This is a genomic window from Ruminococcus sp., from assembly GCF_016287535.1.
Classification (GTDB): domain Bacteria; phylum Bacillota; class Clostridia; order Oscillospirales; family Ruminococcaceae; genus Ruminococcus.
This window is the reverse complement of sequence record NZ_JAEFAJ010000016.1, coordinates 1-25,500: the sequence shown is the minus strand read 5'-3', so window position 1 is coordinate 25,500 and position 25,500 is coordinate 1. Positions and strand designations below refer to the sequence as shown.

Genomic DNA, 25,500 nt, shown 5'->3' with positions numbered 1-25,500 from the left:
ATTATTGTTCTTCTTTTTTAATGCCGAATATTACCCTGAGCAGCCCCGATATGAACTTAGGACTTTTTATGACTACTATCTTCAATATGTAATCCCTCCTTTGATGATATACTCCATTATATTCATCAAAGGCTTTTTTGTTACTTCTTATCAGTGAGAATTATAAGTGCTATGCCGTGATTAATTCGAAGCTCCGCTTTTTCGCCCTCTATCTCGTTGCTTACTCCTATAGGGAAAGACTGCACCATGAGGTAGTTTTCAAGGGGATATTTCACGCCGCGGAGATAGTCGATACCGACAGACTCAGAAAGAGCAAATACCGACATATACATTTCGCCCTTCTTTTTGTATACCACTTCGCCGTCATCAACGCTCTGCACCATAAGAATGCTTTCGCCCATTATTTTCAGGTCGCAGCCCTGCTGCAAAGCATATACCATGGTCTGGATATTTGCGATGGAATGCTCAAAGCGGCTTCCGCCGAGAGCTCCGTACAGCTCTATATTCTTGTATCCAAGCTCTATAGCCTTTTTAACAGCCATCATAGTATCCGTGTCGTCCTTTTCGGGAATACTTGCGATTATTTCCGCGTCCTCAGGCAGCTCTTCAGTAAACGAATCGAAATCGCCTGCAACGATATCAGGCTTTATACCAAACTTTCTCGCGTTATACAGTCCGCTGTCCGCACATATTATACAGGCGAACCTTTCCCAGTAGCCTTCAGTATTATAAGGTTCCCTGTCAGGCAGATCGCCGCCTGCGATTATTGCGCATTTTTTCATTTCAGTTCCCACTCCTTCAGCTGTTTTGCTTCCTCGTACATGGTCTTATAGCTTTCGTGGCGGCTTACGGAGATATCTCCGCGCTCCACAGCCGCAACTACCGCACAGCCCTTTTCACAGAGGTGAGCGCAGTCTCTGAAGCGGCACTCCTTTGCAAGTCCCTCAAACTCTCTGAAACAGCCTGCCAGCTCCTCCTTGCGGATAATGTCGTAACGGTTGGTATCAAAGGTTGAAAAACCCGGAGTATCAGCTATATATCCGCCTCCGCTGAGCTTGAAGAGCTCGGCATGACGGGTAGTATGTCTTCCTCTGCCCAGTTTGCGGCTTATCTCGCCGGTAGCGGTATTCAGTGCAGGGTCCACAGCGTTCAGCAGGGTGGATTTACCTGCTCCGGAATTACCCGTAAACGCGCTAATCTTTCCCCGCAGGAGCTGTCTTACAGCTTCAACTGAGGCGTCGTCGTCATAGTTCACCTCAGCCACATCTATACCTATCCTGCCGTATATCTCATGTATCGGACGACTGTCGCCGAGGTCTGTCTTGGTTATGACCACCACAGGCGTTATGCCCTTGTACTCCGCTATTGCTATGAACTTGTCAAGAATAAGATAATTCGGCGCAGGCTCACAGGTAGAAACTATAAATATGAGCTGGTCGAGGTTTGCAAGAGGAGGTCTTATGATACAGTTTTTTCGCTCGGCAATATCCGATATGACTCCGTTTTCCACTGTCACTCTGTCGCCGACGCAGGGACTTATCCCTCTGTTGCGGAAAACTCCCCTCGCTTTGCACTCATATATACCGTCAGGGGACTCTACACTGTAGAGTCCCCCTAAGCATTTTACTATTATTCCGCAGAAATTCTCTGCCATTATTAGTTATACCATTCCCAGACAGTAGAGCCGTTCTCCTTTGTCACCCATGAACCGTTGGTGCCGGGCTCATAAGGTGTCCAGACATCAGGTATTCTGTATTCACCGTTCTGTCCGGGAACTCTTTCTTCTGTAGAAGGCTCTGTAACGTAAGCCTGTGTCGTAGTTGTTTCCACAGGAGCTGCAGTTGTCTCTGTTGTTGTCTGAGCAAAGCCGTTTACCTGAGCAAGTGCTCCGGAGATGTCCTCTGAATTTGTGGTATATCTGCCGTTTGCAAAGTCAAAGGTATATGAACCAAGACGAGCTCTTGTACCGTTGGCATTATTGGTAAGGTAAGCATCACCTGTTACGTTCTTTCCTGAGCCCTTGATATTTCTTGAAAGGTTCGGCCATTCGGGACAGAGGACAGTACCCATCGACTCAACGGTTGTCTTGCCCTTTTCGTCCTTGAGTATAATATCCACGCTGAAAGTACCCTTTGCATCTGCCGGAAAGCTGAGAGAGAAGTCAACATTTCCGTCGGGGATAGTACCGTCGCTGACATAGAGTATGATCTCATCGCCTGCTGATATAACAGTACCTTTCTCCGGCTCCTGACGTACAACTGTACCTTCCTTCTCATAAGAAGGCTCTGTCTCGGTCTTTACCTTGAGGTTCTGGAAGCCTGCCTTTACTGCCGCGTCCTTTGCAGACATTCCGACATATTCTTCCATCTTTATAGGCTCGGCATTCGGTCCCATGCTTACATAGAGGATTACCTTTGAGCCCTTGGGCACCTCTTCTCCCTCTTCAGGAGAAGTCTTGATAACGTAATTCGGTTTTACAACAGCGTCCGAGGTCTTTTTGATCTCAGCCTCAAGACCTCTTTCCTTCAGCTGCATCTTTGCAAGATCAGCGTTGAATTCAGTAAGTCTCGGCACCTCAACTGTCTGCATACCCTTACTTACAACGACCTTGCACACATCATGCTTCTTGAAAGGAGCGTCTATATCAATGCTCTGCTCGATGATGACACCCTCGTCAGCCTCATTGTATTCAGTTCTGCTGACTTCGATATTAAGGTACTCGCCGTATTCCTGACAAGCTATATTGTAATCCTTGCCGATGAGCTCCGGCATCTTGTTGGTGTTCTTTCCGAAGCCGTTTGTGATATAGGGAATAAGGAGCGATACTATAAATATTACCGCAACGATTATTACAACCACCACTATAGCGGTAAGGACAGGTATGACAAGTGAAGAACGCTCTTCCTCCTCATCGTCATCATCATCATCGTCATAGTTGTTGTAATTGTCGGTATAAGCGTCGTTATATCTCTTTGAAACAGGACCGCCGCCTGAAGAATAGCCGCCTGCTCCGCCGGCGCCTCCTGCGCTTCCTGCCAGTGCGGCAGCAATAGCGGGAGCCTTTGCCTTTGCGGCATAAGCGCTTGCCACTTCCTGTCTGCTCTCAGACTGTACATCGGTTCCGGCGCTGCTGCTGAGCATATCCTCAGCCTCTTCGTCCTCCTCAGCGTAGTAGCCGAAGGAGATGTGGGGATCTGCCTTGAAAGCTTCGATATCGCTTATCATCTCGGCTGTTGTCTGATATCTGTCCTCAGGAGCCTTTTCCATAGCTCTGAGAACTATCTCCTCAAGACCGTCAGGGATATCGGGATTGATAGCTCTCGGACGCTCAGGGATATCGTGCATATGCATAACTGCGATAGCAACGGGGTTATCGCTGTCGAAGGGCTTCCTGCCCGTAAGCATCTCGTACATCATAGCGCCTACCGAGTAGATATCGCTCTTGGCGTCGGTAACATTTCCGCTTGCCTGTTCGGGGCTGATATAGTGAACGCTTCCGATGGCCTGATCGGTAGCAGTCTTTCCTTCCTCACGCGCGAACTTGGCAATGCCGAAGTCCATGACCTTTATAGTGCCGTCAGTGAACATCATAATGTTCTGAGGCTTGATATCGCGGTGAACGATACCCTTGTCATGAGCGTGCTGAAGAGCGCGGAGTATCTGTATAACAAAGTGTACAGTATCCTTCCATGTGAGGACCTTCTCCTCCTCGATGTACTCCTTCAGCGTAATACCGTCGATATATTCCATAACGATATACTGTATCTTCTCAGAGAAGCCCACGTCGTATATCTTTACGATATTAGGATGAGAGAGCACTGCTATCGCCTTGGACTCATTTCTGAAACGGCGGAGGAACTCTTCGTTCTCTGCAAATTCCTTTTTCAGTATCTTTATGGCGACAGTTTTGTTGTCGATGACATCGACTCCCTTGTATACCTCTGCCATGCCGCCGACGCCGATAAGCTCTGTTATTTCATATCTGCCGTCGAGCTTCTTGCCAATATTCTTGTCCATTTCCTTTCCTCCTGCGTTAGTCAGAAATCACCGCAACGGTAACATTGTCACGGCCGCCCTTTGAGAGCGATAATTTTATAAGTTCGTCTGCAACGTCATCAAAATCGGAATTGAGTATGACGCTGTATATTTCATCGTCGCTGCAATAGCCCGAAAGGCCGTCCGAGCACAGCAGCAGACTGATCTTGTCCTCATAATCGAGCATAAACGTATCGGTGAGCACTGTTTTTTCAACACCTACCGCTCTTACGAGCATATGCTTCTGAGGGTGTACCTCCATTTCCTCCTCGGTTATCTTGCCCTGTTCAAAGAGCACCGAGGCTACATTATGATCGGTAGTGATCTTATAAAGGCCTGTGTCGGTTATCAGATAGGCTCTGCTGTCGCCGACATTGGCAATGAAGGCTGTTTTATTGGTGACGAATGCAGCCACACAGGTGGTACCCATGCCGAAGTTCTTGAAATCGAACCTCGCCCGTGTATATATCACGGAATTTGCTGCCGAGACCGAGGAGATAAGGAGCTTGCGGATATCCTCATCGCCCAGGCTTTCCTTATAGTCAGCCGAGAAACGCTGGAAGAATTCCTCCACAGCGAGCTCGCCCGCTTCCTTGCCTGCGCGTTCGCCGCCCATACCGTCGCATACGACGGCAAGCACATTATGACCGAAATATTCACATCTTACCGCGTCCTGGTTTTCCTCCCGGGCAAGACCGATATCCGTGCCGTAGCGAAACCTCAAGTATCCGCACCCCCATTCTGTTTGCTTTGTTTGTCGGCGTCACGTCTGAGCTGACCGCACGCCGCTTCGATATCGCTGCCGAGAGTTCTTCTCACGGTAGCGTTTATCCCCCGCCTGCCCAGCTGCCTTGCGAACTCGGCAACTCCTGAGCGGGCTGTGTGATAATTCCGTTCCCTGACCTTATTAACGGGGATAAGGTTAACATGGCAGTTCATACCGCGAAGCAGACCAGCCAGCTTGTCGGCGTCTGCCGCGGACGAATTCACACCGTCGATAACGGCGTACTCAAAGGTGACACGCCGTCCCGTAGTATCAATATAGTATCTGCAAGCCTCTATGAGACTGCTGAGATCGTATTTTCTGTTTACAGGCATAATAGCGCTCCTGCCCTCGTTGTCCGCACAGTGGAGCGATACCGAGAGGGTGAGCTGCAGCTTTTTATCAGCCAGCTCATAGATACGCGGTACTATGCCGCAGGTGGAAAGGGATACATGGCGAAGGCTCATATCGTTTCCGTCCTTGTGGGACAGAAGGCTGAGGAACTTCATGACATTGTCAAAGTTGTCAAGAGGTTCGCCGATGCCCATGAGCACAACTCCCGATACCTTTTTACCCGAATCGCGCTCCGTCTCGTAGATCTGAAGCAGTATCTCCGAGGGAGCAAGGCTCCTTACGTACCCTGCGATGGCAGAGGCACAGAAATTACAGCCCATTTTGCAGCCCACCTGAGTTGAAACGCAGATACTGTATCCGTAGCTGTATTCCATCAGGACGGTCTCCACAAAATTGCCGTCAGAAAGCCTATAAAGATATTTTACCGTATTATCTATGGCAGATTCAAGCTTTTTCTGCACAAATAGTCCATTTATACAAAATTTTTCTTTCAGAGTACTGCGCAATTGGATAGATATATCAGTCATTTTGTCGAAATCAAGGACTCTTTTCACATGGAGCCACTGAAAGACCTGTTTAGCACGGAATTTCTTCTCGCCGAGACCGGCGAGGATATCTTCCAGTTCCGCAAGATCAAGACTGAGGATATCGGTCTTTTCCAATATATCACCTTACTTTTCTGAATTTGGAAATGAAAAAGCCGCTGCCGTATTCCGGCGGCATAAGAGTTGCCATAGCGCCGAAGCTCCTGCCGAGCATTTCCGGCAGCTCCACCGCTTCTATTCCGGTGTGCTCCCGGAGAAGTCTTTCACAGATCTCCTCGTTCTCGGCTTTCCGCACCGTACAGGTGGAATAGACGAGAGTACCGCCGGCTTCGAGATAACTGAGCGCATTGCTCACTATTTTATATTGTATATCCGGGAGCCCCGCAAAGTCCGAAAAGCTCTTGTACTTTATCTCCGGCTTGCTGCCGATGACTCCCAGTCCCGAACAGGGGACGTCGCATAGTATCTTAGTAAACTTGGGAAGCTCCGCATTGAACCTTGTTGCGTCCCCTGCCGCTGCCCTTATATTTGTGAGTCCCAGTCTCTCAGCGCCCTTACGTATGAGCTCCGCACGTTTTTCGTGAAGGTCGAAGGCGTATATCTCGCCCCTGCCCTTCATCAGCTCCGCCATAGTGAAGGTCTTGCCTCCCGGAGCCGCGCATATATCAAGAACTCTGTCCTGCTCAGTGGGAGCCAGTGCCTGACAGCAGAGCTGCGAGGCAAGTCCCTGAACATGGAAAAAGCCTTTCTTAAAGGCGTCTGTCGCGGTGACGTCGCCGCTTCTCACCGCAAAGCAGCTTTCGCTGATCCTTTCCGCCTCGATACAGCCCAGAGCAGAAAGGAATTCCTCCTCTGTACATCTAATCGTATTGAGCCGGAGATATGTGACAGATTTTTCAAGAGAAGCTGAAAGAAATCTCTCCGCGGCTTCCCTGCCGTAATCCTCAGTAAGACTTTTTACAAGCTCCGCCGGTGCCGAATACTTCACCGACAGCGCCTCTGTTCCGTCATTCGGCAGTTTAAGCTCCTTGCCGCCGCGGATAAAGCTGCGCAGGACTGCGTTCACCATTCCCGAAGCACTGGTCTTGCGGAATTTCTTCGCAAGGGCAACGCTCTCGTTTACCGCAGCACTGTCGGGAACGCTGTCCATGTACATTGTCTGATACACGCCGCAGCGCAGTATATTGAGGACTATGCTATCCAGCCTGTCTATGGGGCGGGAACTGAGACCGCTGATTATATGGTCAAGGGTGATCCTGCGCTCGATAACGCCGTAGTATACAGCCGAGCACAGCTTCCTGCCCCTTTCGTCAAGGTCTGAGGTCTTCAGACCGCTGTCAAGCTGCAAATTGGAATAGCTGCCGCTCCCGAAGGTCTTGTCAAGGAGCTTTACAGCAAGATACCGTGGGTCAGTCATTATCTTCTTCTTGCAGACGCAAGGAGTCTGAGAAGCTGGATTATAGATGTAACAAGACTTGCAACATAGGTGAGAGCTGCTGCCTTGAGGACCTTCTGTGCATGAGGTATCTCTCCCATTTCAAGTATGCCGTCGCGCTCAAGTGTCTTTATTGCTCTGCCGCTTGCGTCAAATTCGCAGGGAAGTGTAACTATCTGGAAAACGACAACTGCTGCGAACATTATTATGGAAGCATACAAAAACGGTGTTCCGGCTTGTGCAGCTATACTGCTTACAAAAATACCTATGAGAAGAACAAAGTACCACAGACGTGAGCAAAGATTAGTTACCGGAACAAGCTTGCTCCTGAGTACTATAGGCGCGTAATTCTCAGCGTGCTGACAGGCGTGACCGCACTCGTGTGCAGCAACTCCGATAGCAGCAACGGAAGTCTGTCCATAGACTGAATCTGAAAGCCTTACCACATTTGCCTTGGGATCAAAGTGATCGCTGAGATTTCCAGAGATATGCTCTATCTGTATATGATGAAGTCCGTTTGAATCAAGTATCATCCTTGCCACCTGATCCGCTGTAAGCCCTCTTGAATTGCCTACCCTGCTGTATTTCTTGAAGGTAGATGTTACATTTATCTGCGCGATAATCGGCAGAAGAATCATTATTAATAAAAGTATGATCTGCATATATTTTTCCTCCTTATGCGAGTACCTCTCCCTCTGTGAGCTTTTTGCCCCTGAGGAAGTCCTCTGTGTTCATTCGTTTTTTGCCCTCAGGCTGTACCTCGCGGAATATCACCGCCCGGCCGTCGCCGCATTTGACTGCGAACCTCTTTGTATCAACAACAGCGCCGTTTTCGGCGTTGTATGTTCCCTCAGCTATCTCAGACCTGAATACCTTAAGACGCTTGCCCTCCAGCATTGCAAAGCCTGTTACTCCGCGTATGGTATTGTGTACCTCAGCGGCTGTTTTACTGAAATCGAGAGCGCTCATCTCCTTTTTTATCATGGGAGAATAGCAGCTCAGGCTGTCGTCCTGCTTTTCGGGACTGAGTGTGCCCTTTTCCAGTGCGTCTATGGTCTCCGCAAGCACCTCTCCGCCCATAGCGGAAAGCCTTGCATAGAGCTCCTCAAAGGTCTCGTTATCACCGATATCCGTTCTTTTCTTTATGAGCATATCGCCTGTGTCGAGACCCTCGCTCATCTGCATCGAGGTCACTCCCGTCTCCTTTTCGCCGTTCAGGAGCACCCAGTTTATGGGAGCAGCTCCCCTGTACTTTGGCAGGAGCGAAGCGTGGATATTTATACAGCCGTATTTTGGCAGCTCCAGTATCTCCTTGGGGAGTATCTGTCCGTAAGCCGTTACGACTATCAGCTCCGGAGCAGCCTCACGGAGTATCCTCATAGCCTCACCGGCGTCCTCGCCCTTTCTGAGAGACAGTGGCTGATATACAGGTATGCCGTATTCAAGCGCCGCAGCCTTTACGGGAGTCGGTATAAGCTTATACCCTCTGCCCTTTGGCTTGTCGGGCTGTGTGAACACCGCTGCCACCTCATGTCCGCTCTCTGCAAGAGTACGCAGGCAGGGTACTGCAAATTCGGGTGTTCCCATAAAAATTATTTTCATTTCTTAGTCTCCTCAGGTACGAAGAATTCTTCAACTATCTCCGTAAATACATGACCGTCAAGGTGGTCGTTCTCATGGCAGGTACACTGAGCGCCAAGGTCTGTGAAATCCCGCTCGAACCAGTTGCCGTTCCTGTCCTGAGCTTTAAGCCGGCATTTTGCCGGACGGGTCACATAGCCCCATACATTCGGGCATGAAAGACAGCCCTCCTGTACTCTCTGCTTGCCCTCCATGCTTATCACCTCAGGATTTATCGCCTCGATGATGTCCTCCTCGCTGAGATGCATGATGAAGATCCTGCGGCATATGCCTATCTGTGGAGCGGCAAGTCCCACGCCCTCAGCCTTGTTCAGCGTCTCATGCATATCGTCAAGGAGCTGTGCAAGCTTCTCGTCAAACTTCTCCACAGGCTTGCATACCTTGTGGAGTATCTCATCCTTATCGGTCAATATTCTTCGTAATGCCATTTTACCATATCCTTCTTTATACGCCCACATCGCCGTTTATATCGGCATAAAGGGCAGTGTTTTTCATTTCCTTCAGTTTTGCCGCACCTGTGAGCACTCCGCTTATGAAGCCTCTCATCTCGGCGTTGTTCTTGCACTTCATTATTATCCTGTAGCGGTACTTCCCGTTTATCCTGCCATAAGAGCAGCGCACAGGCCCCAGCACCCGCACAGGAGTTTTCGGCTGGAGCTCCCTGAGTTTTTCGTTCATAAGCCTCAGTACAGCCTCAGCGCCGAGCCTTGCGGATATGTCCTCATTTCCCGAAAAGCAGAATATGCACATATCGCACAGCGGCGGGTATATCATTGCGCGGCGTATGGCTATCTCCTCATTGTAGAAGCCCTTGTAGTCCTGAGCCGCGGCAAGGTTCATGATGTAGTGCTCCGGGATAAATGTCTGGAGTATGGCGCGTCCTCTGCGTCCGCCTCGTCCTCCGCGTCCCACCACCTGAGTGATGAGTGAGAAGGTACGCTCATAGCTTCGGAAATCCCCTGCATACAGCGCTTTATCCACGGAAAGGACTCCCACCAGCGTAACATTTGGAAAATCAAGTCCCTTTCCTATCATCTGAGTACCTATCATTATATCGTATCTGCCCTCCCGGAAATCCGTGAAGCTCTTCTCGTAGGAATAACGGGAAAAGGTGGTATCAGCGTCCATGCGCAGGATACGCGCCTCCGGAAAGAAGGTGGAAAGCTCCTCCTCCAGCTTCTGCGTGCCGAAGCCCATATTTTTAAGGCGCTTCGAGCCGCAGGACGGGCAGGTATCAACAGGCTCGCTGACGTAGCCGCAGTAATGACACATCAGCTTGTTGTTCTTCTTGTGGTAGGTCAGAGGCACCGAGCAGTTGGGACAGTACACAGGCTGATAGCAGTCGCAGCAGCTTATAATTGTATGATAACCGCGCCTGTTCAGCAGGAGTATGGACTGTTCCCCGTTTTTCAGGTTTGTGCTTATCTCCTCAGCCAGTTTGCGGCTGAATTCAGTGCGGTTGCCTGCCTCGCGCTCAAGGTTCATATCTATGATACTTACCTCCGGAAGCGGTGCGTTCTGATACCTTTCCTTCATTTCGAGAAGCCTGTAGGCTCCCCTTTCGGCGAGGTAATAGCTCTCGATGGAAGGAGTTGCCGAAGCCAGCAGCAGTGACGCGCCGTGATGCGCACAACGCTGCTTTGCGATATCATGTGTGTGATATCTTGGTGAGCTGTCCGACTTGTAGGAGCGCTCACCCTCCTCATCTATTATAATGAGTCCTATATTACTGAGCGGTGCGAACACGGCGCTCCTCGTACCTATTACGATGTCCGCGTCGCCCCGTTTTATACGCTTGTACTCGTCAAGTCTCTGTCCGAGAGAGAGACCGCTGTGTATAACAGCCACTCTTTCGCCGAAAAGCGAGCGAAAACGCTTTAAGGTCTGTGGAGTAAGACCTATTTCCGGTATGAGCAGCATCGCCTGTCTGCCCATTTTCACCGTATCGTCTATGAGCTTCTCAAATACGGAGGTCTTGCCGCTGCCGGTAACGCCGTGAAGCAGAAATACTGCCGGTCTTCTTTCGTTCAGCTGCGCAAGGACTTCATCTCTTGCACTCTGCTGCTCAGCCGAAAGAACTATATCCTCAGGGCTTCTCTCCCCGCCGTCTTCTCCTCCGACCTTCCTGAGCACCTCCGCCTCGTACTCCTCAGCCGCGCCGTTTGCGCAGAGACGTTTGATGACAGATTCGGTGATACCGCACATATAGGCGGCTTCACGCACAGCTGCCGTGCCGTATTCCTCAAGGAAATCCGCCGCCTTCTTCTGCTTGGGAGTGAGGTCGAAGCTCTCAGGAGAGCTTATATACTTATCTGAAAGACGGACCATTCTCACGGCTGCGTCGCCGACTGTCTGCCTGAACACGTTGTCCGATTCAAGGGCGCCTGCGTCGCAAAGCTCGTCTGAGAGCCGTCTTCCGTTTTCAATGATATGCTCCTCAATGATCCTGTTCAGCTCCCTGCTGTCAGCAGCACAGGAAAGTGTCTGGAGCAGTTCAGCTGCCGCAGGGCTGAGAGAGGCAGTATCCGTGAAATTCTTAACAATCCTGAATGTTTCTTTTGCACTTACGCTCATTGCAGGAGGAAGCATACACTTCACCGCATCGAAGTAAGTGCAGAAGGTGTTCTCGCGCAGATAAAAGGCAAGCTTCAGAAGCTCCCCGGATATGACCGGCTCCTCGTCCACAAGTGATACAAGGGATTTGAGCCGTCCGTCACCGCCTTCAGTGAGCTTCATGACCACACCTATCCTGCGCGTATTGCCCTTTCCGAAGGGGACCAGCACCCGACAGCCGCAGGCAATTTTTGCCGCAAGTCTTTCGGGAACAGAATAGCTGAACAGCATATCAAAGGAATAGGCTGTTCCGCTGACTGCGGTCTCCGCGATAAGGGGCATTATTCGTTGTTCTGCGGAGCTGAGCTGACTATCTTGCACTTGCCGCTGGCAAGCTCCTCAACAGCAGTCTTTACGGGCTTTTCTTCGAGAGTCTCGCCCTTGTCGTAAAGCTCCTCCGAGATCTGCCTTGCTCTCTTCGCAACAGCGATAACGAGTGAATAACAGCTCTCGTTCTTTGTGATGATCTGATTTACTGCGGGTCTAAGCATTTTTCAACACCTCTTCTATAATATCTGCCGAGTAGTCCACTTTAAGCTGTTCTCCGCGTATTACCGCAAAAAAATCGCTTATCGCGTCCTCAAGGGCGTCATTTACTATAATATAATCGTATTTCTCAGCCTGGGATATCTCCCACGCAGCCTTTGAAACACGTTCTTCTATTACCTCGTCGGACTCCGTGCCGCGCTTTTTCAGTCTGCGGCGAAGCTCTCCGATTGAAGGCGGTACTACGAATATGAACACAGCGTCTGGACGCTTTTCACGTATCTTCATAGCGCCCTGAGGCTCTATTTCAAGTATCACGTTAAGTCCGCGCTCCAGTCTGCCGTCCACCTCGCTGACGAGGGTACCGTAAAGGTTCTGGCAATACTCAGCGTGTTCGATGAACTTACCGTCGGCAACGCGCTGCTCGAAATCCTCACGGGTGAGGAAGTGGTAATTCACGCCGTCCTTCTCTCCCTCACGGGGAGCTCTTGTGGTAGCGGATACCGACACGGCAAAGCGCTCGTCCTTCAGTATCTCCTCCAGCATGGTGCCCTTTCCGCAGCCCGATGGTGCGGAAAATACTATCAGTCTGCCCTTATTCATTTTCGTCCGAACCTCCCGAACCGTTTATTCTCGCAGCAAGAGTTTCTGTGATAAGGGACGAGAGTATGATATGACCGCTGTCCATCACCAGAACTGCTCTTGTTTTTCTTCCGTAGGTAGCGTCTATAGCTCTTCCGTCGTCGCGGGCTTCCTGTACCAGTCTCTTTATGGGAGCCGATTCAGGGCTCACTATGGTCACTATCCTCTCGGCGGAGACCATATTTCCGTATCCGATATTTATCAGCTTCATGGCATTACTCGATATTCTGTATCTGCTCGCGGATCTTCTCGATCTCTGCCTTCATATCCACAACGACCTTTGTCACGTTGAGATCCTGAGCCTTTGAGCCTATGGTATTTACCTCGCGGTTCATTTCCTGTACAATGAAATCCAGCTTTCTGCCCACTGCGTCATCGCCTGCAAGCATTGTCTCAAGCTGTGATATATGGCTTCTCAGGCGGACAGTCTCCTCGTCAACAGCTATCTTTTCGGCAAATATCGCCGCTTCGGTAAGAACTCTCTGCTCGTCGATATCTCTGCCCTCAAGCACCTCGCTGAGCTTTTTGTACAGTCTGTTCCTGTAATTCTCCACGGTCTTGGTAGAGAGCTCCTCCACCTTTTCCACCATTGCAAGTATGCCCTCAGCCTTATCGGTTATGTCAGCTTTAAGGCGTTCGCCCTCGATCTGGCGCATTTCTACAAATTTGCCGATAGCCTCCTGAGCGACCTTCGCAACGTCCTCCCAGACCTGTTCCTCATCGTCGGGAGTTTTCTGTATATTGAATATATCCGGAAGCTTCATAAGCTTTGAAAGGGTGATATCGTCCTCGACACCAAGCTCGCCTGCGATGCTTCTGAGGGCGTTCACATAGCCCTCTGCCGCACCCTTGTTTACAGCGATCTCGGTATCCTTTCCCTCAATGTTGTTGATAGTGACAGCTATCTCCACCTTGCCGCGGGATATGCCGTTTTTAAGTAAAGCCTTGAGCTTTTCATCGATATAGCTGTAAGTTCTCGGAACTCTTGAAGAATACTCATAATATCTATGATTAACGGAGCGTATCTCAACAAGGATATCGCGTCCGTTCAGTATCTGCTGGGCTCTTCCGTAGCCTGTCATACTTCTAAGCACCTTATCGCCTGCTTTCCTGTAATTGTAATATGTATATTTTTTCGCATAAAAATACTATTATAATATTATAACATCATTTGCATAAAAATGCAAGCATTTTCTAAAAATATTGGGGAAACTCCTGTATCCGCAGACATAAAAAAGCTGCACGGCTTTGCCGTGCAGCTTTGATAGTTTTATACGCTGCTAATTACTTAGTAGGATCGAGTGTAGAAATCTTGTGGAGGAGGAACTCCTGGATGCGGAGAGCATCGTTAGCAGTAATTCCTGCGCTGCTTGTATCTACATCTGCGTTAGCCTGACCCTGAGCTGTGATAGCCTTAGCGTCTGTACCGCCGATACCATACTTGTTCGGGTTAGCAAGTGACTGCATGATAAGAACAGCATCTGACATATCTACATCGCCGTCGCAGTTAGCGTCGCCCCACTTAGTAACGGTAGTACCGCCTTCTGTGGTTGTAGATGTTGTAGTTGTTGTGTCCTTGGTTGTAGTCGAAGTTGTAGTTGTATCCTTAGTTGTGGTTGTAGTAGTTGTTGTTGTGGTGGTTGTTGTGGTTGTAGTTGTTGTTCCCTCACCAGGAAGCGGGAGAGGCTTAACCTCAGGGAAGAGGAGTGCCATTGTACCATAGGAAACAACAGCGTCACCAGCGTGCCAGAATCTGTGATACTGGAACTGATAGTCAGCAACGTCAACCTTACCGTCGCCGTTGTTGTCCTTGCCTTCGCCCTTCCAGTACTTCTGGCATTCCTGCCACATAGGATCCTTCTCGTAGCTTGTACGGATGGATGAGAATGTAGCGCCGGGCTCAAGCTTTGAACCGTCAGGCATTTCGCCGCTGTAGTAATCCGGGATATAAACTTCCTGCTCAAATACTCTCTTCAGGCTTGGATTGCAGTCTGTGAATGTGAGACCGATATCATCACGAGCCTCGTTGTACTGATATGAGAGAAGTCTGTTTGCAAGGTAGAGAGCCTTTTCAGCAACAGATGTGCCTTCCTTGCTTGCGAATGAAGCGTCAACGCCCTTAGCCTTTGCATAGTAGATAAGTGTATTACAGAGTGAGGATACGCATCCAACGTCTCCCTGGCCGTAACCGCCGATCTTGCAGCTGAGGCTTGAGTTAGCAGACTCGCTGTATGTACCTGTCCATGTGTCAGGTGTGCAGGTATAGTCTGTATCGCTTGAACCCCAGTCAAGAGTTGAAGGAATAACGTATGTATGTGTTACACCGTACTCGTCCTCATAATCGAACTTTGTGTTCTCCTCGAACCAGCCGATCCATCTCTCAAGGAGCTTTTCGAGTGCTGTCTCGAGATCGAGTCCGCCGTACTTCTGACCTGACTGGTCGCCGTTTGTTACTACATAGTAGTAGAGCTCAGCAAGACGCTGTGTTGACCATACCTGGTTACCGATCCAGTGGTTTGAACCAGGATCTGCGTATACAGGATGAGGAACGTAAGCCATATCATAGAATGTAGCGTGACCAGAAGGATACTCTTCGTAACGGCCTCTCCAGCTGTTTGTACAACCGCCGGCGAAAGGACCTTCCTTGGACTGGAGCCACTGGTACATTTCGATCTGTCTCTTGAGAGACTCCTTATAGTCTGTATCAGCATCCTTGCCCTTCATACCTGAATTGATATCGCTATCATAGAGGAGAGCGTAAGCAGCAAGAGGATTCTGATAGAACTGATGTGAATGTGAGCAGCCGATCTGCCAAGCCCAGCCGTAATCGCCGTAGCTTGCGCTGAGAGCACCGCCCCAAGCGGTATACCATGACATGAGGTAGTGCTTGGAATCCATACCGGCTGATGAAGAAGTGAGCTTAGTGTCCTTAGCGATAGCCTTGTAGTACTTATCAAACATATCGTTACGGCACTGGTCACCCATCTTACCTGCGAGAGCAGATACGCTTGAATCACCTGCATTGTACATATTTGCAAAATGTACAGCCTGGATACAACGATCCTCAGCGTCAGGAGCGTTTGTGAAGGAGTACTGTGAAGGAACCTTGTCCTTGCCGTTGAAGATAGCCTTGATACCGTTACCGTTATCCTTATCGGTGCTCTTCATACCCCATTTAAGCTCTTCAAGACAAGGAGCGGGAACTGTCTCGAAACAAGACTCCTGCTCACCTCTCTGGAAGGTGTTGATGAATGTGAACTTACCCTCGCCCTTTGTGCCCTTGCTGAAGCCGTACCAGTCGTCAACGTCAGCGAGCCAGTTCATAAGGTAATATCCGTTATCGCTGCTGTATGCAGCCTTGAACGTGTCATAGATCGGGTTGATAGCGTCAACGCCGGGCTGCTTTGCAGGATAATCCTCAGGAGCGTCACACTCTTCAGCTGTATCAGCCTTGAGTCCGTTGCTCTGTGACCAGATGGAGCTGTACTTGATCTCTGTGTCTCTGCCTGAAGCCTTTGACCAGCCAGGGATCATAGCTTCCATTGTGTTCCATGCCTTAGCAAGGTCGCCCTTGGAGCCGGAAATTGTGTTGTTTGCAGCGAGAACATCGTGCATAGCTGCCATCCATACGATGTAGGACATAGCCTCAGATGTAGTCTCGTGACCGTAGTCAGGAGCCTCAACGATGAATGTCTCTACTGAATGGTAAGGAATACCGAAGCCTGAACCGTTTGTCTGCTTGCTGAGGTAGCCGTTTGTCTGACCGTTTGTTACAACGTCCTCATAGAGTGACGCGAACATATCAGCATATGTATCTTCCTTAGCGTAAGATGACTTTGTTGCAGCAGAAGCCATTGAAGGAAGAACAGCGGTTGCAGACATAGCTGCAGCGAGAACGCTGGCTGCGAGAGCCTTATTCTTTTTGCTTATCATTTGTTTTTACCCCTCTCGTAATAATATAGTGGTTAAAATTGGATAACTGCCCCCAAAAGGCTTAATTTCGGGAGCGCATACGAAAATACTTCGTACACTGTGTGCATTTTCACGCAGACTGCACACAATTCTCAAACTATTTTCAAAATCATTATAGCCCACCTTTTAATTTGTGTCAACAGTTTATATTGTTTTCACATTTGGTCCAAGTCATTTTTGGTGCAATGCACACAATAGCAAATCCTTTTTTGTGCATTTTAGCCACTCGGCATTTACTGAAAAATCTTCATGTATTAACGATATATGAACAAGTTTTGTTTCAAAACAAAAAGCTCCAACATTCATCTCTTCCTCAATTTTTCCACACAAAATCCTCACACAATAGCTATAATATTTACCTGTCACGGTACTTTTGCATGGATATATTTTTTTCACGCCGCAGTACTGAATTAACTTTTTATTCACAGTTTATTCATCTTGCGTTAATATTATTCTGCGATAATAAAACAGTATGTTATACTGAGGTAATTGTATCTGCTTTTACCCGAAATAAACGATCAATGATCGGAAAGGAGCGCCTCATGATCAATATTGAAAATCTTACGAAGTTTTACGGCAGCAACCGTGCCGTAAACAGGATCAGCTTTACAATAAACGATAATGAGATACTCGGTTTCCTCGGTCCCAACGGAGCGGGAAAATCAACGACAATGAATATGATCGCAGGTTATCTGCCGATGTCAGACGGCACTGTGACCATCTGCGGTTCAGACATAACAACAGAGCCTACCAAGGCAAAGAGCAACATCGGATATCTCCCTGAGATACCGCCTGTTTATCCGGATATGAAGGTCAGGGAATATCTCTCCTTCTGTGCGGGTCTCAAAAAGGTGCCTTCAGGCAAAAGAAAAGAAGAGATAGAGCGCGTTATGGGGCTTCTAAAGATAAAGGACGTTGAGGGCAAGCTGATACGCAATCTCTCAAAGGGCTACAAGCAGCGTGTGGGTTTTGCGCAGGCACTGCTGGGCGATCCCAAGTTCCTTATACTTGACGAGCCCACAGTCGGACTTGACCCCAATCAGGTCGCGGAGGTCAGGGCTCTAATCAAGAGCCTCAAAAAAGGGCACTCCGTCATATTCAGCTCACATATACTCAGCGAGGTAAGCGCCGTCTGCGACCGCGTTATAATCATCAATAAAGGCGACATCAAGGCTATGGACACCATCGAGAACCTTGAAAAGTCGTTCACTGCCACACTTGTTCTTCACATCAAGGTCAAGGGCGACAGGACAAAAGCCGCTTCCATAATAGAACTCACAAAGGGCGTAAAGGAGATTACTTCCATTGATGACGAAGGAAACGGTATCTACTCCTTCACGGTATCCCTTGAGGGTTATGCCGACCCGGTAAGGGACTCAATAATGGCTGAGTGTATCAGCAGCGGTATCAGTATCCTTGAGATATATACCGACAAGCCCGATCTTGAAAAGGTATTCATCGAGCTCATAAACCGTCCGACAAAGAAATCCGGACTTCAGGAGCTCCTTGACGAGATGCCGGACGAATCCGGCGAAGATGCTGCCGGCGGCAGCGAAGAAAAGGAGGATGAATAATATGTTTCCTATTTATAAAAAGGAGCTGCAGTCATTCTTCTACACTCCCTTCGCCTATGCGGTGGCAGCGCTTTTCATGCTGTTCTTCTCCATGCCGCTTGCCAATGCCATCAGCGACATGGAAGGCACCAACAAAATGATCTTCTCGTTCACCGAGATGTTCTATTCGGTAATACTCTACTTCATATTCCTTCTGCCGATACTCACCATGAAGGCTTTCGCTGACGAGCGCAGGAACGGTACAGAGGTACTGCTCATGACTTCACCGGTAAGCGTTGCAAAAATAGTTCTCGCAAAATTTCTCGCGCTTGTTACCGTATACCTGTTCATGCTCGTCTGCACCTTGTTCTTCCCCATTATCACAGCGATAAAGGGCGAAGTCGTCATAAGCCAGCTGATATGCGCATACATCGGTATATTCTGCTGGGGAACAATGTACATCGCTATAGGTATATTCATTTCCTCACTTACGGAAAACTACCTGCTTGCCGCTATTCTCAGCGAAGTCGTGCTGTTCATGCTCCTCTTCGTTGACAACTTTGCAAACTCAGGCTTCATGTCACAGTTCCCGAAGCTCCAGTCTGTACTCTATCAGTTCGCGGCTCAGCCGAGATTCGCATACTTCTCCGAAGGATTCATACGTCTTTCAGACATTGTTTTCTTTGCATCCGCAACTATACTGTTTCTCGCATGGACTTACATATCCGTCGAGAAAAGACGCTGGAACAGGGGGTAAGCTGAAATGAAAAAGAAAAAATTCAACTTCTCCCTGACATTCGCTGCTGTACTCGCGATTCTTGTGCTTGTGATACTGATACCCATAAATGTTATAGTGAACTATTACGACAAGGGCTATGATATGACCCCTGCCGGCAAGTACACACTCAACAAGAAGACCCAGCAGCTCCTTGACGAGACCTCGGACAAGCACATTGACATCTACTATCTCTCTCTCCTGAAGTATTTCAGGGACGCAGAGGCGTCCGAGTACCTTCCGCTCTATCACACCCTCACACAGCTTGATGAGCGCGATAATATCACACTCACCTGCTTCCGTCCCAACGAGAACGCAGCTCTCGCAAAGGAGCTCGACCCCGACGGACTTCTCGGAACATACGAGGGCGATATATTTGTAAAGTGCAACGGCGTTGTCAAGAAGGTAAGCAAGGACAAGATATTCCAGACAGGCGCTGACGGCTCATGGCAGTACGCAGGCGAGGAGCTTATCGCTTCAGCTGTATCCGTGTGCGCAAGCGGCTCTCTGCCGACTATATACTTCCTCAAGGGCCACGGTGAAAAGACTATAAATGAAGATGACGAAAACGGAAATTTTGCCGTTTACGCCTCTGTGCTCAAGACCAACAACTATGACGTTCAGGAGCTTGATCTCAACGAGACCGGTGCTATCCCCGGAAACGCAAAGATAATCTACCTTGCGGGTCCCACAAAGGATATCACCGACAAGGAAAAGGAGCTCCTTCTCGCCTACGCCGACAACGGCGGCGCAATGTCCTTCCTCATAGACCCCTGCGAGACAAAGGGACGCTTTGAAAATATCGAATACATAATGGAGCAGTTCGGTCTTATCCTCGATTACAATATCGTTACCGAAAAAACTCCCGCAAACATGCTTGAAGATCCCGACTCAAAACAGAGCGAGAACTTCTTCCGCGTACAGTATCCTGCCGGAGCCAACTCAGGAGCAGAGCTCACTCAGGATCTCACTACCGACCTGAATTTACAGGTAAGCGACGGCAAGTTCATAGCAGGTATAGCCTATCCGCGAAGCATGACAGAGATACCTGAGGATTCGTTCCCTGCCGCTTCCTATGTTGAGCGTTCATCTATCATCAGAAGCGTTCCCGATTCAGACGGAAATTACACAACAGTCAGCAAGTCAATGGGCGGCGACGCAAACACAGCTGCTGAGGCAGATGAACGTCTGAGCGGTATGCCGCTGGATTTCGGTTACTACTCCTTCAACAAGAAGACCGGGGCAAAGCTCATAGTTATCGGAACCACATCTGTCATCGACCAGAACATGAGCACAGTATCCCTGAGCGGTTCAAGAACACTTACCGTATTCACGAACACATGGCTCTATGACAGTGAGATACAGTTCGGTGTCGGCAACAAGATAAACGCCTATGACCACATGATATTCAAGGGTTCAAAGGACGCTACAGGCACTATCGTCTTACTGTACATCGCTCCCGCGATACTTGCGTGCATCGGCGTTGCAGTATGGCTCAAGAGGAGATATTCCTGATGAATAAAAAGATCATAGCACTTATAGTTCTGCTGCTCATGGCGGCAGCATCAATAGGAACGATGCTGTTCTTCAAAGGCAGGGTAAAAGAAAATGAACGCAAACAGCAGGAACAGCTCGACGACAACGTGCTGTTCAGCTTCGATCCATACAGTCCGACTCAGCTCGTCTTTTCAAAGGACACCGAGAGCTACACCTGCAGGCTCGACGGCGAAAAGTGGGTGCTGGATTCAGGCGATTTCGCCGTTGACCAGACCTACTGTCAGCTGGTATGCACCTACTGTTCAAATCTGACAGCCGCGGAAAGCTACGGCGAGATAACAGATGAAAAGCTGAAAATGTACGGTCTCGACACTCCCGACAAAGTGGAGATAACAGAACCGAACGGTACTCACACCATTTACATAGGCAACCAGAGCCCAACGAATGATTACTTCTACGTAACTGTAGACGGCAAGAAAAACGTATACGCAGTAGACGCGCAGCACGGAAGCGTGCTGAAGCTCGACAGGCTCCTCATCAAGAACAAAGAGCTTCTCCCGTATACGCTCTACGATCTGAAGGAGGTAATCACCTATAAGGACGGTAAAGTGCTCTGTGACCTTACATACGACAAGGAGAGCGACTCATGGAGCCTTCCTGCCGCATACTCATTGCTTACTCTCGACCAGACAAAGGTCACATCAGTATTCAATAACATTGTCCGTATCGAAGCTGAGGAAATGATGGACGAAAAGCTCACTGACCTTTCAAAGTACGGCTTTGACAAGCCTTACGGCGAAGCTGTGGTAAAAGGTATCGACGGCACCGAGCACCGTCTCCTCGTAAGCGCGAAAGACAATGATCCCACATACTGTTTCGTGCTTGTTGACGGCGAGCAGGTAGAGATGTACTACAGGTCCGACCTTGAGTTCACACAGAAGCTCCCCTATGATTATATTGCAGAAAACGTGAATGTTATGACATTCTCAAATGCAAGCGGATTCAGCTTTAAGTTCCAGGGCGGCGACGACATATGCAAACTCGACACCGAGAACAAGGAATGCACCTACAATGGCAGGAGCCTGGATATCAGTGCTTCTGAGAAATACCTTGCTCTCAACAACTTCTACAATTCATTCTCTGTACTAAAACTCACCGGCACAGACACCGACGCAAAGCCCGAACTCAAGGATCCGGCACTTTCTGCCGAACTTGAATCAAAAGACGGCAGCAGCAAAAAAATAGACCTTGTAAAAGGCAGCGGAACAGATTACTATGTATTTATAGACGGCAAATACACCGGAGCTTACGTAGACGAAACAATGCTCACAGGAAGAAATTCGGTAAGCGACTTCTATCTGAAGTTCAAAAAACTGACAGGACTTGAATAATTCAAAAGCAGCACGTACTGATATCACGCATACGTGCTGCTTTTCCTTTATCTGTAAAACCTTTTTTTGCCGCTGCCGGCAATAGCTTCGTACTTCCGTTTGGTAGCAAGTCCTCCGCGGATATGGCGTTCCTGTTTATTGATTTCGAGTATCTCCTTCACCCGTGCATAGAGCTCCGGGTCTTCCAGCCTGAGCCGCTCGCTGACATCCTTATGCACCGTGCTCTTTGAAATGCCGAAATGACCTGCGGCAGCTCTTACAGTAGACCTGTTTTCGGTTATGTACTTTCCGAGCATCACCGCTCTCCCCTCTGACCGTTCCTTCAAACATATCACCTCTTTCCATGGCATTTACTAAAGTATATGTCACAGAAAAGTGATAGATGTTACAGTAAATCAAAATTTAGCTTTGCTAAATTTTGATTTAGTTGAGAATTGAGAGTGGAGAATTAAGAGTTAATGAGTTCGCTGCGCTCATATTATTTAAATTATATCGCCGCAGGCGATACACCACAACTGTCAACTCTCAATTCTCAACTCTAAACTAAATCATAATTTTGCTCCGCAAAATTATGATTTACGGTATAATTTAAAAATAACCGCAGATACTACCAGAAAGGAGCTGATATTATGAAAATTACACCGGAACTATACAGCGATATGACACGGCAGGCTTCGCCAAAGTCGAACTACAGAATAAATATCACCGCAGCATTCTTAGTCGGCGGAGCCATATGCGCTGCCGGACAGATAATACTTTCATTCTTTGAAGCCTACGGACTTGACCGCACGGAAGCAGGCACATGGACTTCCATAATCCTTGTGGGCATAAGCGCGGTATGCACCGGCTTCGGCTGGTACCAGAAGCTCGCAAAACACGCAGGCGCAGGAACTCTCGTACCCATAACAGGCTTTTCAAACGCAATAAGCTCATGCGCTATTGAAGCAAGGTCGGAAGGTCCCATACTCGGAGTTGGTACAAAAATATTCACCATAGCCGGACCCGTACTGCTCTATGGCTGCACGGCAGCTTCACTCTATGGACTGGTATACTTTTTTATCAGCCGGTGAACGCTGTTTTAATTCGTAATTCGTAATTATGTCGGCTTACGCTTACACATTATGAATGACAATGTGTAGGGGCGCCCTTTGGGCGCCCGCAGACTTCGATAATATCAGTACAGGCACCAAATGGTAACCCATACATATTGTGCCGTAAGCGATGTACAAGTAACGATTTTGAAAAAGCGAGCGAGCTGGCAAGCGACAACGTGGAAGCGGTCGAGCTGGCTCAGCTCGCAAAAAAATAAGCAGGGCAAAAGCCCTGCTTGTCTTAGATAAACAGATGAAAATAAATATGTGTAGAACAAAAGAAAGGAGACAACAAAACGAGTGTTAAATAAATCTTAACACTGTAGTTATTATACCTTATTTCTGCTCTTACGTCAAGCAAATCTCTTAACTTTTGTCAAAATGTACAACTTTAAGCAGACTTTGTAATACATTTTTCACAACCTCTGTTTTTTTAAAGCTGACAGCTGTACATATTGCGATCAACTATTGCTGCCAGTATAAGCCGGAAACGGCAATTTATGGACAAATTGCCAAAAATACGCCTGACAATTTTGTAACAAGTCAGCAAAAAAAGTGTTTACAAAGATATTGATTTGTGGTATAATATTTCACAGTAGTTATATTTGGTTAACGTTATCACCCGCTAACCATTTCTATAACCTAAAATTTAATATTATTTTTTAGGAGGTCATTCCTATGGCAATCAAAAGAAAAATGAAAACAATGGACGGTAATAACGCCGCTGCATATGTTTCTTACGCCTTCACGGAAGTTGCCGGTATCTATCCGATCACACCTTCCAGCCCGATGGCAGACTATGTTGATCAGTGGTCCGCTCAGGGTGTCAAGAACATTTTCGGCACGACCGTTAAGGTTGAGGAGATGCAGTCTGAGGCTGGCGCAGCAGGTACTGTTCACGGTTCTCTGAACGCTGGTGCTCTGACCACAACCTATACTGCTTCTCAGGGTCTGCTCCTCATGATCCCGAATATGTACAAGATCGCCGGTGAGCTTCTCCCCTGCGTATTCCATGTTTCTGCACGCTGCGTTGCTTCTCACGCACTGAACATTTTCGGCGACCACTCCGACGTTTACGCTTGCCGTCAGACTGGTTTTGCTATGCTCGCTGAGACCAACCCGCAGGAAGTAATGGATCTTGCTGCTGTTGCTCATCTCGCTTCTATCAAGAGCCGCGTACCTTTCATCAACTTCTTCGACGGTTTCCGTACATCCCACGAGATCCAGAAGATCGAGACATGGGATTACGAGGATCTGAAGGAAATGTGCGATATGGATGCTGTAAAGGCATTCCGTGCCCGTGCTCTTAATCCTGAAACCCCGACAATGCGTGGTTCTCACGAGAACGGAGATATCTTCTTCCAGCACCGTGAGGCTTGCAACTCCTACTACAATGCTGTTCCCGGAATCGTTGAGGAGTACATGGGCAAGGTAAACGCAAAGCTCGGCACTGACTATAAGCTCTTCAATTACTACGGTGCTCCCGATGCAGAGCGCGTTATCGTTGCAATGGGCTCTATCTGCGACGTTGCTGAGGAAGTTATCGACTACCTGAACAAGAAGGGTGAGAAGGTCGGTATCGTTAAGGTTCGTCTGTTCCGTCCGTTCTCAGCTGAAAAGCTCGTTGAAGCAATTCCTGCAACCGCAAAGACAATCGCTGTCCTTGACAGAACCAAGGAGCCTGGCTCTCTCGGTGAGCCTCTCTACCTCGATGTAGTGGCAGCTCTGAATACTACTGGCAGAAACGGTATCAAGGTTATCGGTGGCCGTTACGGTCTCGGTTCCAAGGATACTCCTCCTGCATCTGTATTTGCTGTTTATGCAGAACTCGCAAAGGCTGATCCCAAGCCGCAGTTCACACTCGGTATCGTTGACGATGTTACCAATCTCTCACTCGCTGAGGAAGATGCTCCGAATACTGCAGCAGAGGGCACTATCGAATGCAAGTTCTGGGGTCTCGGTGGAGACGGTACCGTTGGCGCAAACAAGGACTCCATCAAGATCATAGGTGACCACACTGACAAGTACGTTCAGGCATACTTCCAGTATGACTCCAAGAAGACAGGTGGTATCACTATCTCACACCTGCGTTTTGGTGATAAGCCTATCAAGAGCCCTTATTACATCAACAAGGCTGACTTTGTTGCCTGCCACAACCCATCCTACATACTCAAGGGATACAAGATGGTCAACGACGTAAAGCCGGGTGGTGTATTCCTCATCAACTGCCAGTGGAAGCCTGAGGAACTCGAACAGCACCTCACTGCCGACACAAAGCAGTATATCGCAAAGAACAACATCCAGCTCTATCTGGTTAACGCAATTGACCTTGCACAGGAGATTGGTCTTGGCAAGCGTACCAATACAATTCTCCAGTCTGCATTCTTCTCACTTTCCAAGGTTCTTCCTGAGGCTGAGGCAATCGGCTACATGAAGGAGAAGGCTCAGAAGTTCATGAAGAAGGGAATCGAAATCGTTCAGATGAACGAAAAAGCTATTGACGCAGGCGCAAATGCTTATGTCAAGGTAGATGTTCCTGCTGAGTGGGCAAATGCTGTTGATAATTCCGCACCTGCAAAACTCGAGGGCCCAGAGAAGCTCGTCAAGATGGTTGATGGCATCATGAACCCTGTTGGCAAGATGCTCGGCGATACACTTCCTGTTTCTGCATTCACAGATCACGTTGATGGTACATTCGAGCAGGGTG

23 protein-coding genes are annotated in these 25,500 nt (G+C 48.6%); 6 read left to right on the top strand and 17 right to left on the bottom strand.

Translation table 11 applies throughout. The features are described 5' to 3' along the window. Position 1: 1 nt before the first annotated feature. The 16 genes from spoVM to QZZ36_RS07550 form a co-directional block, all read right to left on the bottom strand. Complete coding sequence (gene spoVM, locus QZZ36_RS12945; protein WP_365685986.1) at positions 2-85, bottom strand: stage V sporulation protein SpoVM; 84 nt, start codon at positions 83-85, stop codon at positions 2-4. A gap of 55 nt (positions 86-140) precedes the next feature. Then, positions 141-782 (bottom strand): thiamine diphosphokinase, encoded by a 642-nt coding sequence (locus tag QZZ36_RS07620; protein WP_295079396.1) that lies wholly within the window; start codon positions 780-782, stop codon positions 141-143. After that, entirely contained in the window at positions 779-1,654 is an 876-nt protein-coding gene (gene rsgA, locus QZZ36_RS07615; RefSeq protein WP_295079393.1) for a ribosome small subunit-dependent GTPase A, read from the bottom strand. The genes QZZ36_RS07620 and rsgA overlap by 4 nt, the downstream gene beginning before the upstream one ends. Positions 1,655-1,656: 2 nt before the next feature. Beyond that, positions 1,657-4,017, bottom strand: a complete 2,361-nt coding sequence (pknB, locus tag QZZ36_RS07610) for a Stk1 family PASTA domain-containing Ser/Thr kinase (protein ID WP_295079390.1) — start codon at positions 4,015-4,017, stop codon at positions 1,657-1,659. 16 nt (positions 4,018-4,033) lie between these two features. Next, positions 4,034-4,759 carry a Stp1/IreP family PP2C-type Ser/Thr phosphatase gene (locus QZZ36_RS07605; protein WP_295079387.1) on the bottom strand — a complete coding sequence of 242 codons (726 nt, stop codon included), beginning with the start codon at positions 4,757-4,759 and terminating at the stop codon, positions 4,034-4,036. Beyond that, entirely contained in the window at positions 4,756-5,817 is a 1,062-nt protein-coding gene (gene rlmN / locus QZZ36_RS07600; RefSeq protein ID WP_295079513.1) for a 23S rRNA (adenine(2503)-C(2))-methyltransferase RlmN, read from the bottom strand. Before rlmN ends, QZZ36_RS07605 begins: the two co-directional genes overlap by 4 nt. 1 nt (position 5,818) lies before the next feature. Then, a complete protein-coding gene (gene rsmB, locus QZZ36_RS07595) occupies positions 5,819-7,114 on the bottom strand; it encodes a 16S rRNA (cytosine(967)-C(5))-methyltransferase RsmB (RefSeq protein WP_295079384.1) in 1,296 nt (431 codons plus the stop codon). After that, entirely contained in the window at positions 7,114-7,794 is a 681-nt protein-coding gene (locus tag QZZ36_RS07590; RefSeq protein ID WP_295079381.1) for a zinc metallopeptidase, read from the bottom strand. Before QZZ36_RS07590 ends, rsmB begins: the two co-directional genes overlap by 1 nt. 13 nt (positions 7,795-7,807) lie before the next feature. Further along, entirely contained in the window at positions 7,808-8,734 is a 927-nt protein-coding gene (gene fmt / locus QZZ36_RS07585; RefSeq protein WP_295079378.1) for a methionyl-tRNA formyltransferase, read from the bottom strand. Beyond that, the gene (gene def / locus QZZ36_RS07580; protein WP_295079375.1) at positions 8,731-9,201 is read right to left on the bottom strand and encodes a peptide deformylase; all 471 of its coding nucleotides are present in this window, start codon (positions 9,199-9,201) and stop codon (positions 8,731-8,733) included. The genes fmt and def overlap by 4 nt, the downstream gene beginning before the upstream one ends. A gap of 16 nt (positions 9,202-9,217) precedes the next feature. After that, positions 9,218-11,668, bottom strand: coding sequence for a primosomal protein N' (gene priA / locus QZZ36_RS07575; protein WP_295079372.1), 2,451 nt, complete (start codon positions 11,666-11,668; stop codon positions 9,218-9,220). Further along, the gene (gene rpoZ / locus QZZ36_RS07570; RefSeq protein WP_295079369.1) at positions 11,668-11,877 is read right to left on the bottom strand and encodes a DNA-directed RNA polymerase subunit omega; all 210 of its coding nucleotides are present in this window, start codon (positions 11,875-11,877) and stop codon (positions 11,668-11,670) included. Before rpoZ ends, priA begins: the two co-directional genes overlap by 1 nt. Then, positions 11,870-12,475, bottom strand: a complete 606-nt coding sequence (gmk, locus tag QZZ36_RS07565) for a guanylate kinase (RefSeq protein ID WP_295079366.1) — start codon at positions 12,473-12,475, stop codon at positions 11,870-11,872. The genes rpoZ and gmk overlap by 8 nt, the downstream gene beginning before the upstream one ends. After that, a complete protein-coding gene (locus QZZ36_RS07560) occupies positions 12,468-12,725 on the bottom strand; it encodes a DUF370 domain-containing protein (RefSeq protein WP_295079363.1) in 258 nt (85 codons plus the stop codon). The genes gmk and QZZ36_RS07560 overlap by 8 nt, the downstream gene beginning before the upstream one ends. Positions 12,726-12,729: 4 nt before the next feature. After that, on the bottom strand, positions 12,730-13,608 hold the full coding sequence (locus QZZ36_RS07555; protein WP_295079360.1) for a YicC/YloC family endoribonuclease: 879 nt from the start codon (positions 13,606-13,608) through the stop codon (positions 12,730-12,732). A gap of 190 nt (positions 13,609-13,798) precedes the next feature. Continuing rightward, positions 13,799-16,447: a glycoside hydrolase family 48 protein gene (locus tag QZZ36_RS07550; protein ID WP_295079357.1), complete on the bottom strand. Its 2,649-nt coding sequence runs from the start codon at positions 16,445-16,447 to the stop codon at positions 13,799-13,801. Positions 16,448-17,028: 581 nt separating this feature from the next. Here QZZ36_RS07550 and QZZ36_RS07545 point away from each other — a divergent pair. The 4 genes from QZZ36_RS07545 to QZZ36_RS07530 are packed head-to-tail and all read left to right on the top strand — an operon-like array spanning position 17,029 to position 21,702. Beyond that, entirely contained in the window at positions 17,029-18,060 is a 1,032-nt protein-coding gene (locus QZZ36_RS07545; RefSeq protein ID WP_295079354.1) for an ATP-binding cassette domain-containing protein, read from the top strand. A 1-nt stretch (position 18,061) separates the two neighbouring features. After that, complete coding sequence (locus QZZ36_RS07540; RefSeq protein WP_295079351.1) at positions 18,062-18,796, top strand: ABC transporter permease subunit; 735 nt, start codon at positions 18,062-18,064, stop codon at positions 18,794-18,796. Positions 18,797-18,802: 6 nt separating this feature from the next. Beyond that, positions 18,803-20,329, top strand: coding sequence for a Gldg family protein (locus tag QZZ36_RS07535; RefSeq protein ID WP_295079348.1), 1,527 nt, complete (start codon positions 18,803-18,805; stop codon positions 20,327-20,329). Further along, on the top strand, positions 20,329-21,702 hold the full coding sequence (locus QZZ36_RS07530) for a DUF4340 domain-containing protein (protein WP_295079345.1): 1,374 nt from the start codon (positions 20,329-20,331) through the stop codon (positions 21,700-21,702). Before QZZ36_RS07535 ends, QZZ36_RS07530 begins: the two co-directional genes overlap by 1 nt. Before the next feature lie 47 nt (positions 21,703-21,749). On the opposite strand, the gene QZZ36_RS07525 is transcribed toward QZZ36_RS07530, so the two are convergent. Then, positions 21,750-22,028, bottom strand: coding sequence for a sporulation transcriptional regulator SpoIIID (locus tag QZZ36_RS07525; RefSeq protein WP_295079342.1), 279 nt, complete (start codon positions 22,026-22,028; stop codon positions 21,750-21,752). 303 nt (positions 22,029-22,331) lie between these two features. On the opposite strand from QZZ36_RS07525, the gene QZZ36_RS07520 reads away from it, so the two are divergent. Continuing rightward, on the top strand, positions 22,332-22,772 hold the full coding sequence (locus QZZ36_RS07520; RefSeq protein WP_295079337.1) for a SpoVA/SpoVAEb family sporulation membrane protein: 441 nt from the start codon (positions 22,332-22,334) through the stop codon (positions 22,770-22,772). 705 nt (positions 22,773-23,477) lie between these two features. Beyond that, on the top strand, positions 23,478-25,500 hold a 2,023-nt coding region (gene nifJ, locus QZZ36_RS07515; protein WP_295079510.1), incomplete at its 3' end, for a pyruvate:ferredoxin (flavodoxin) oxidoreductase.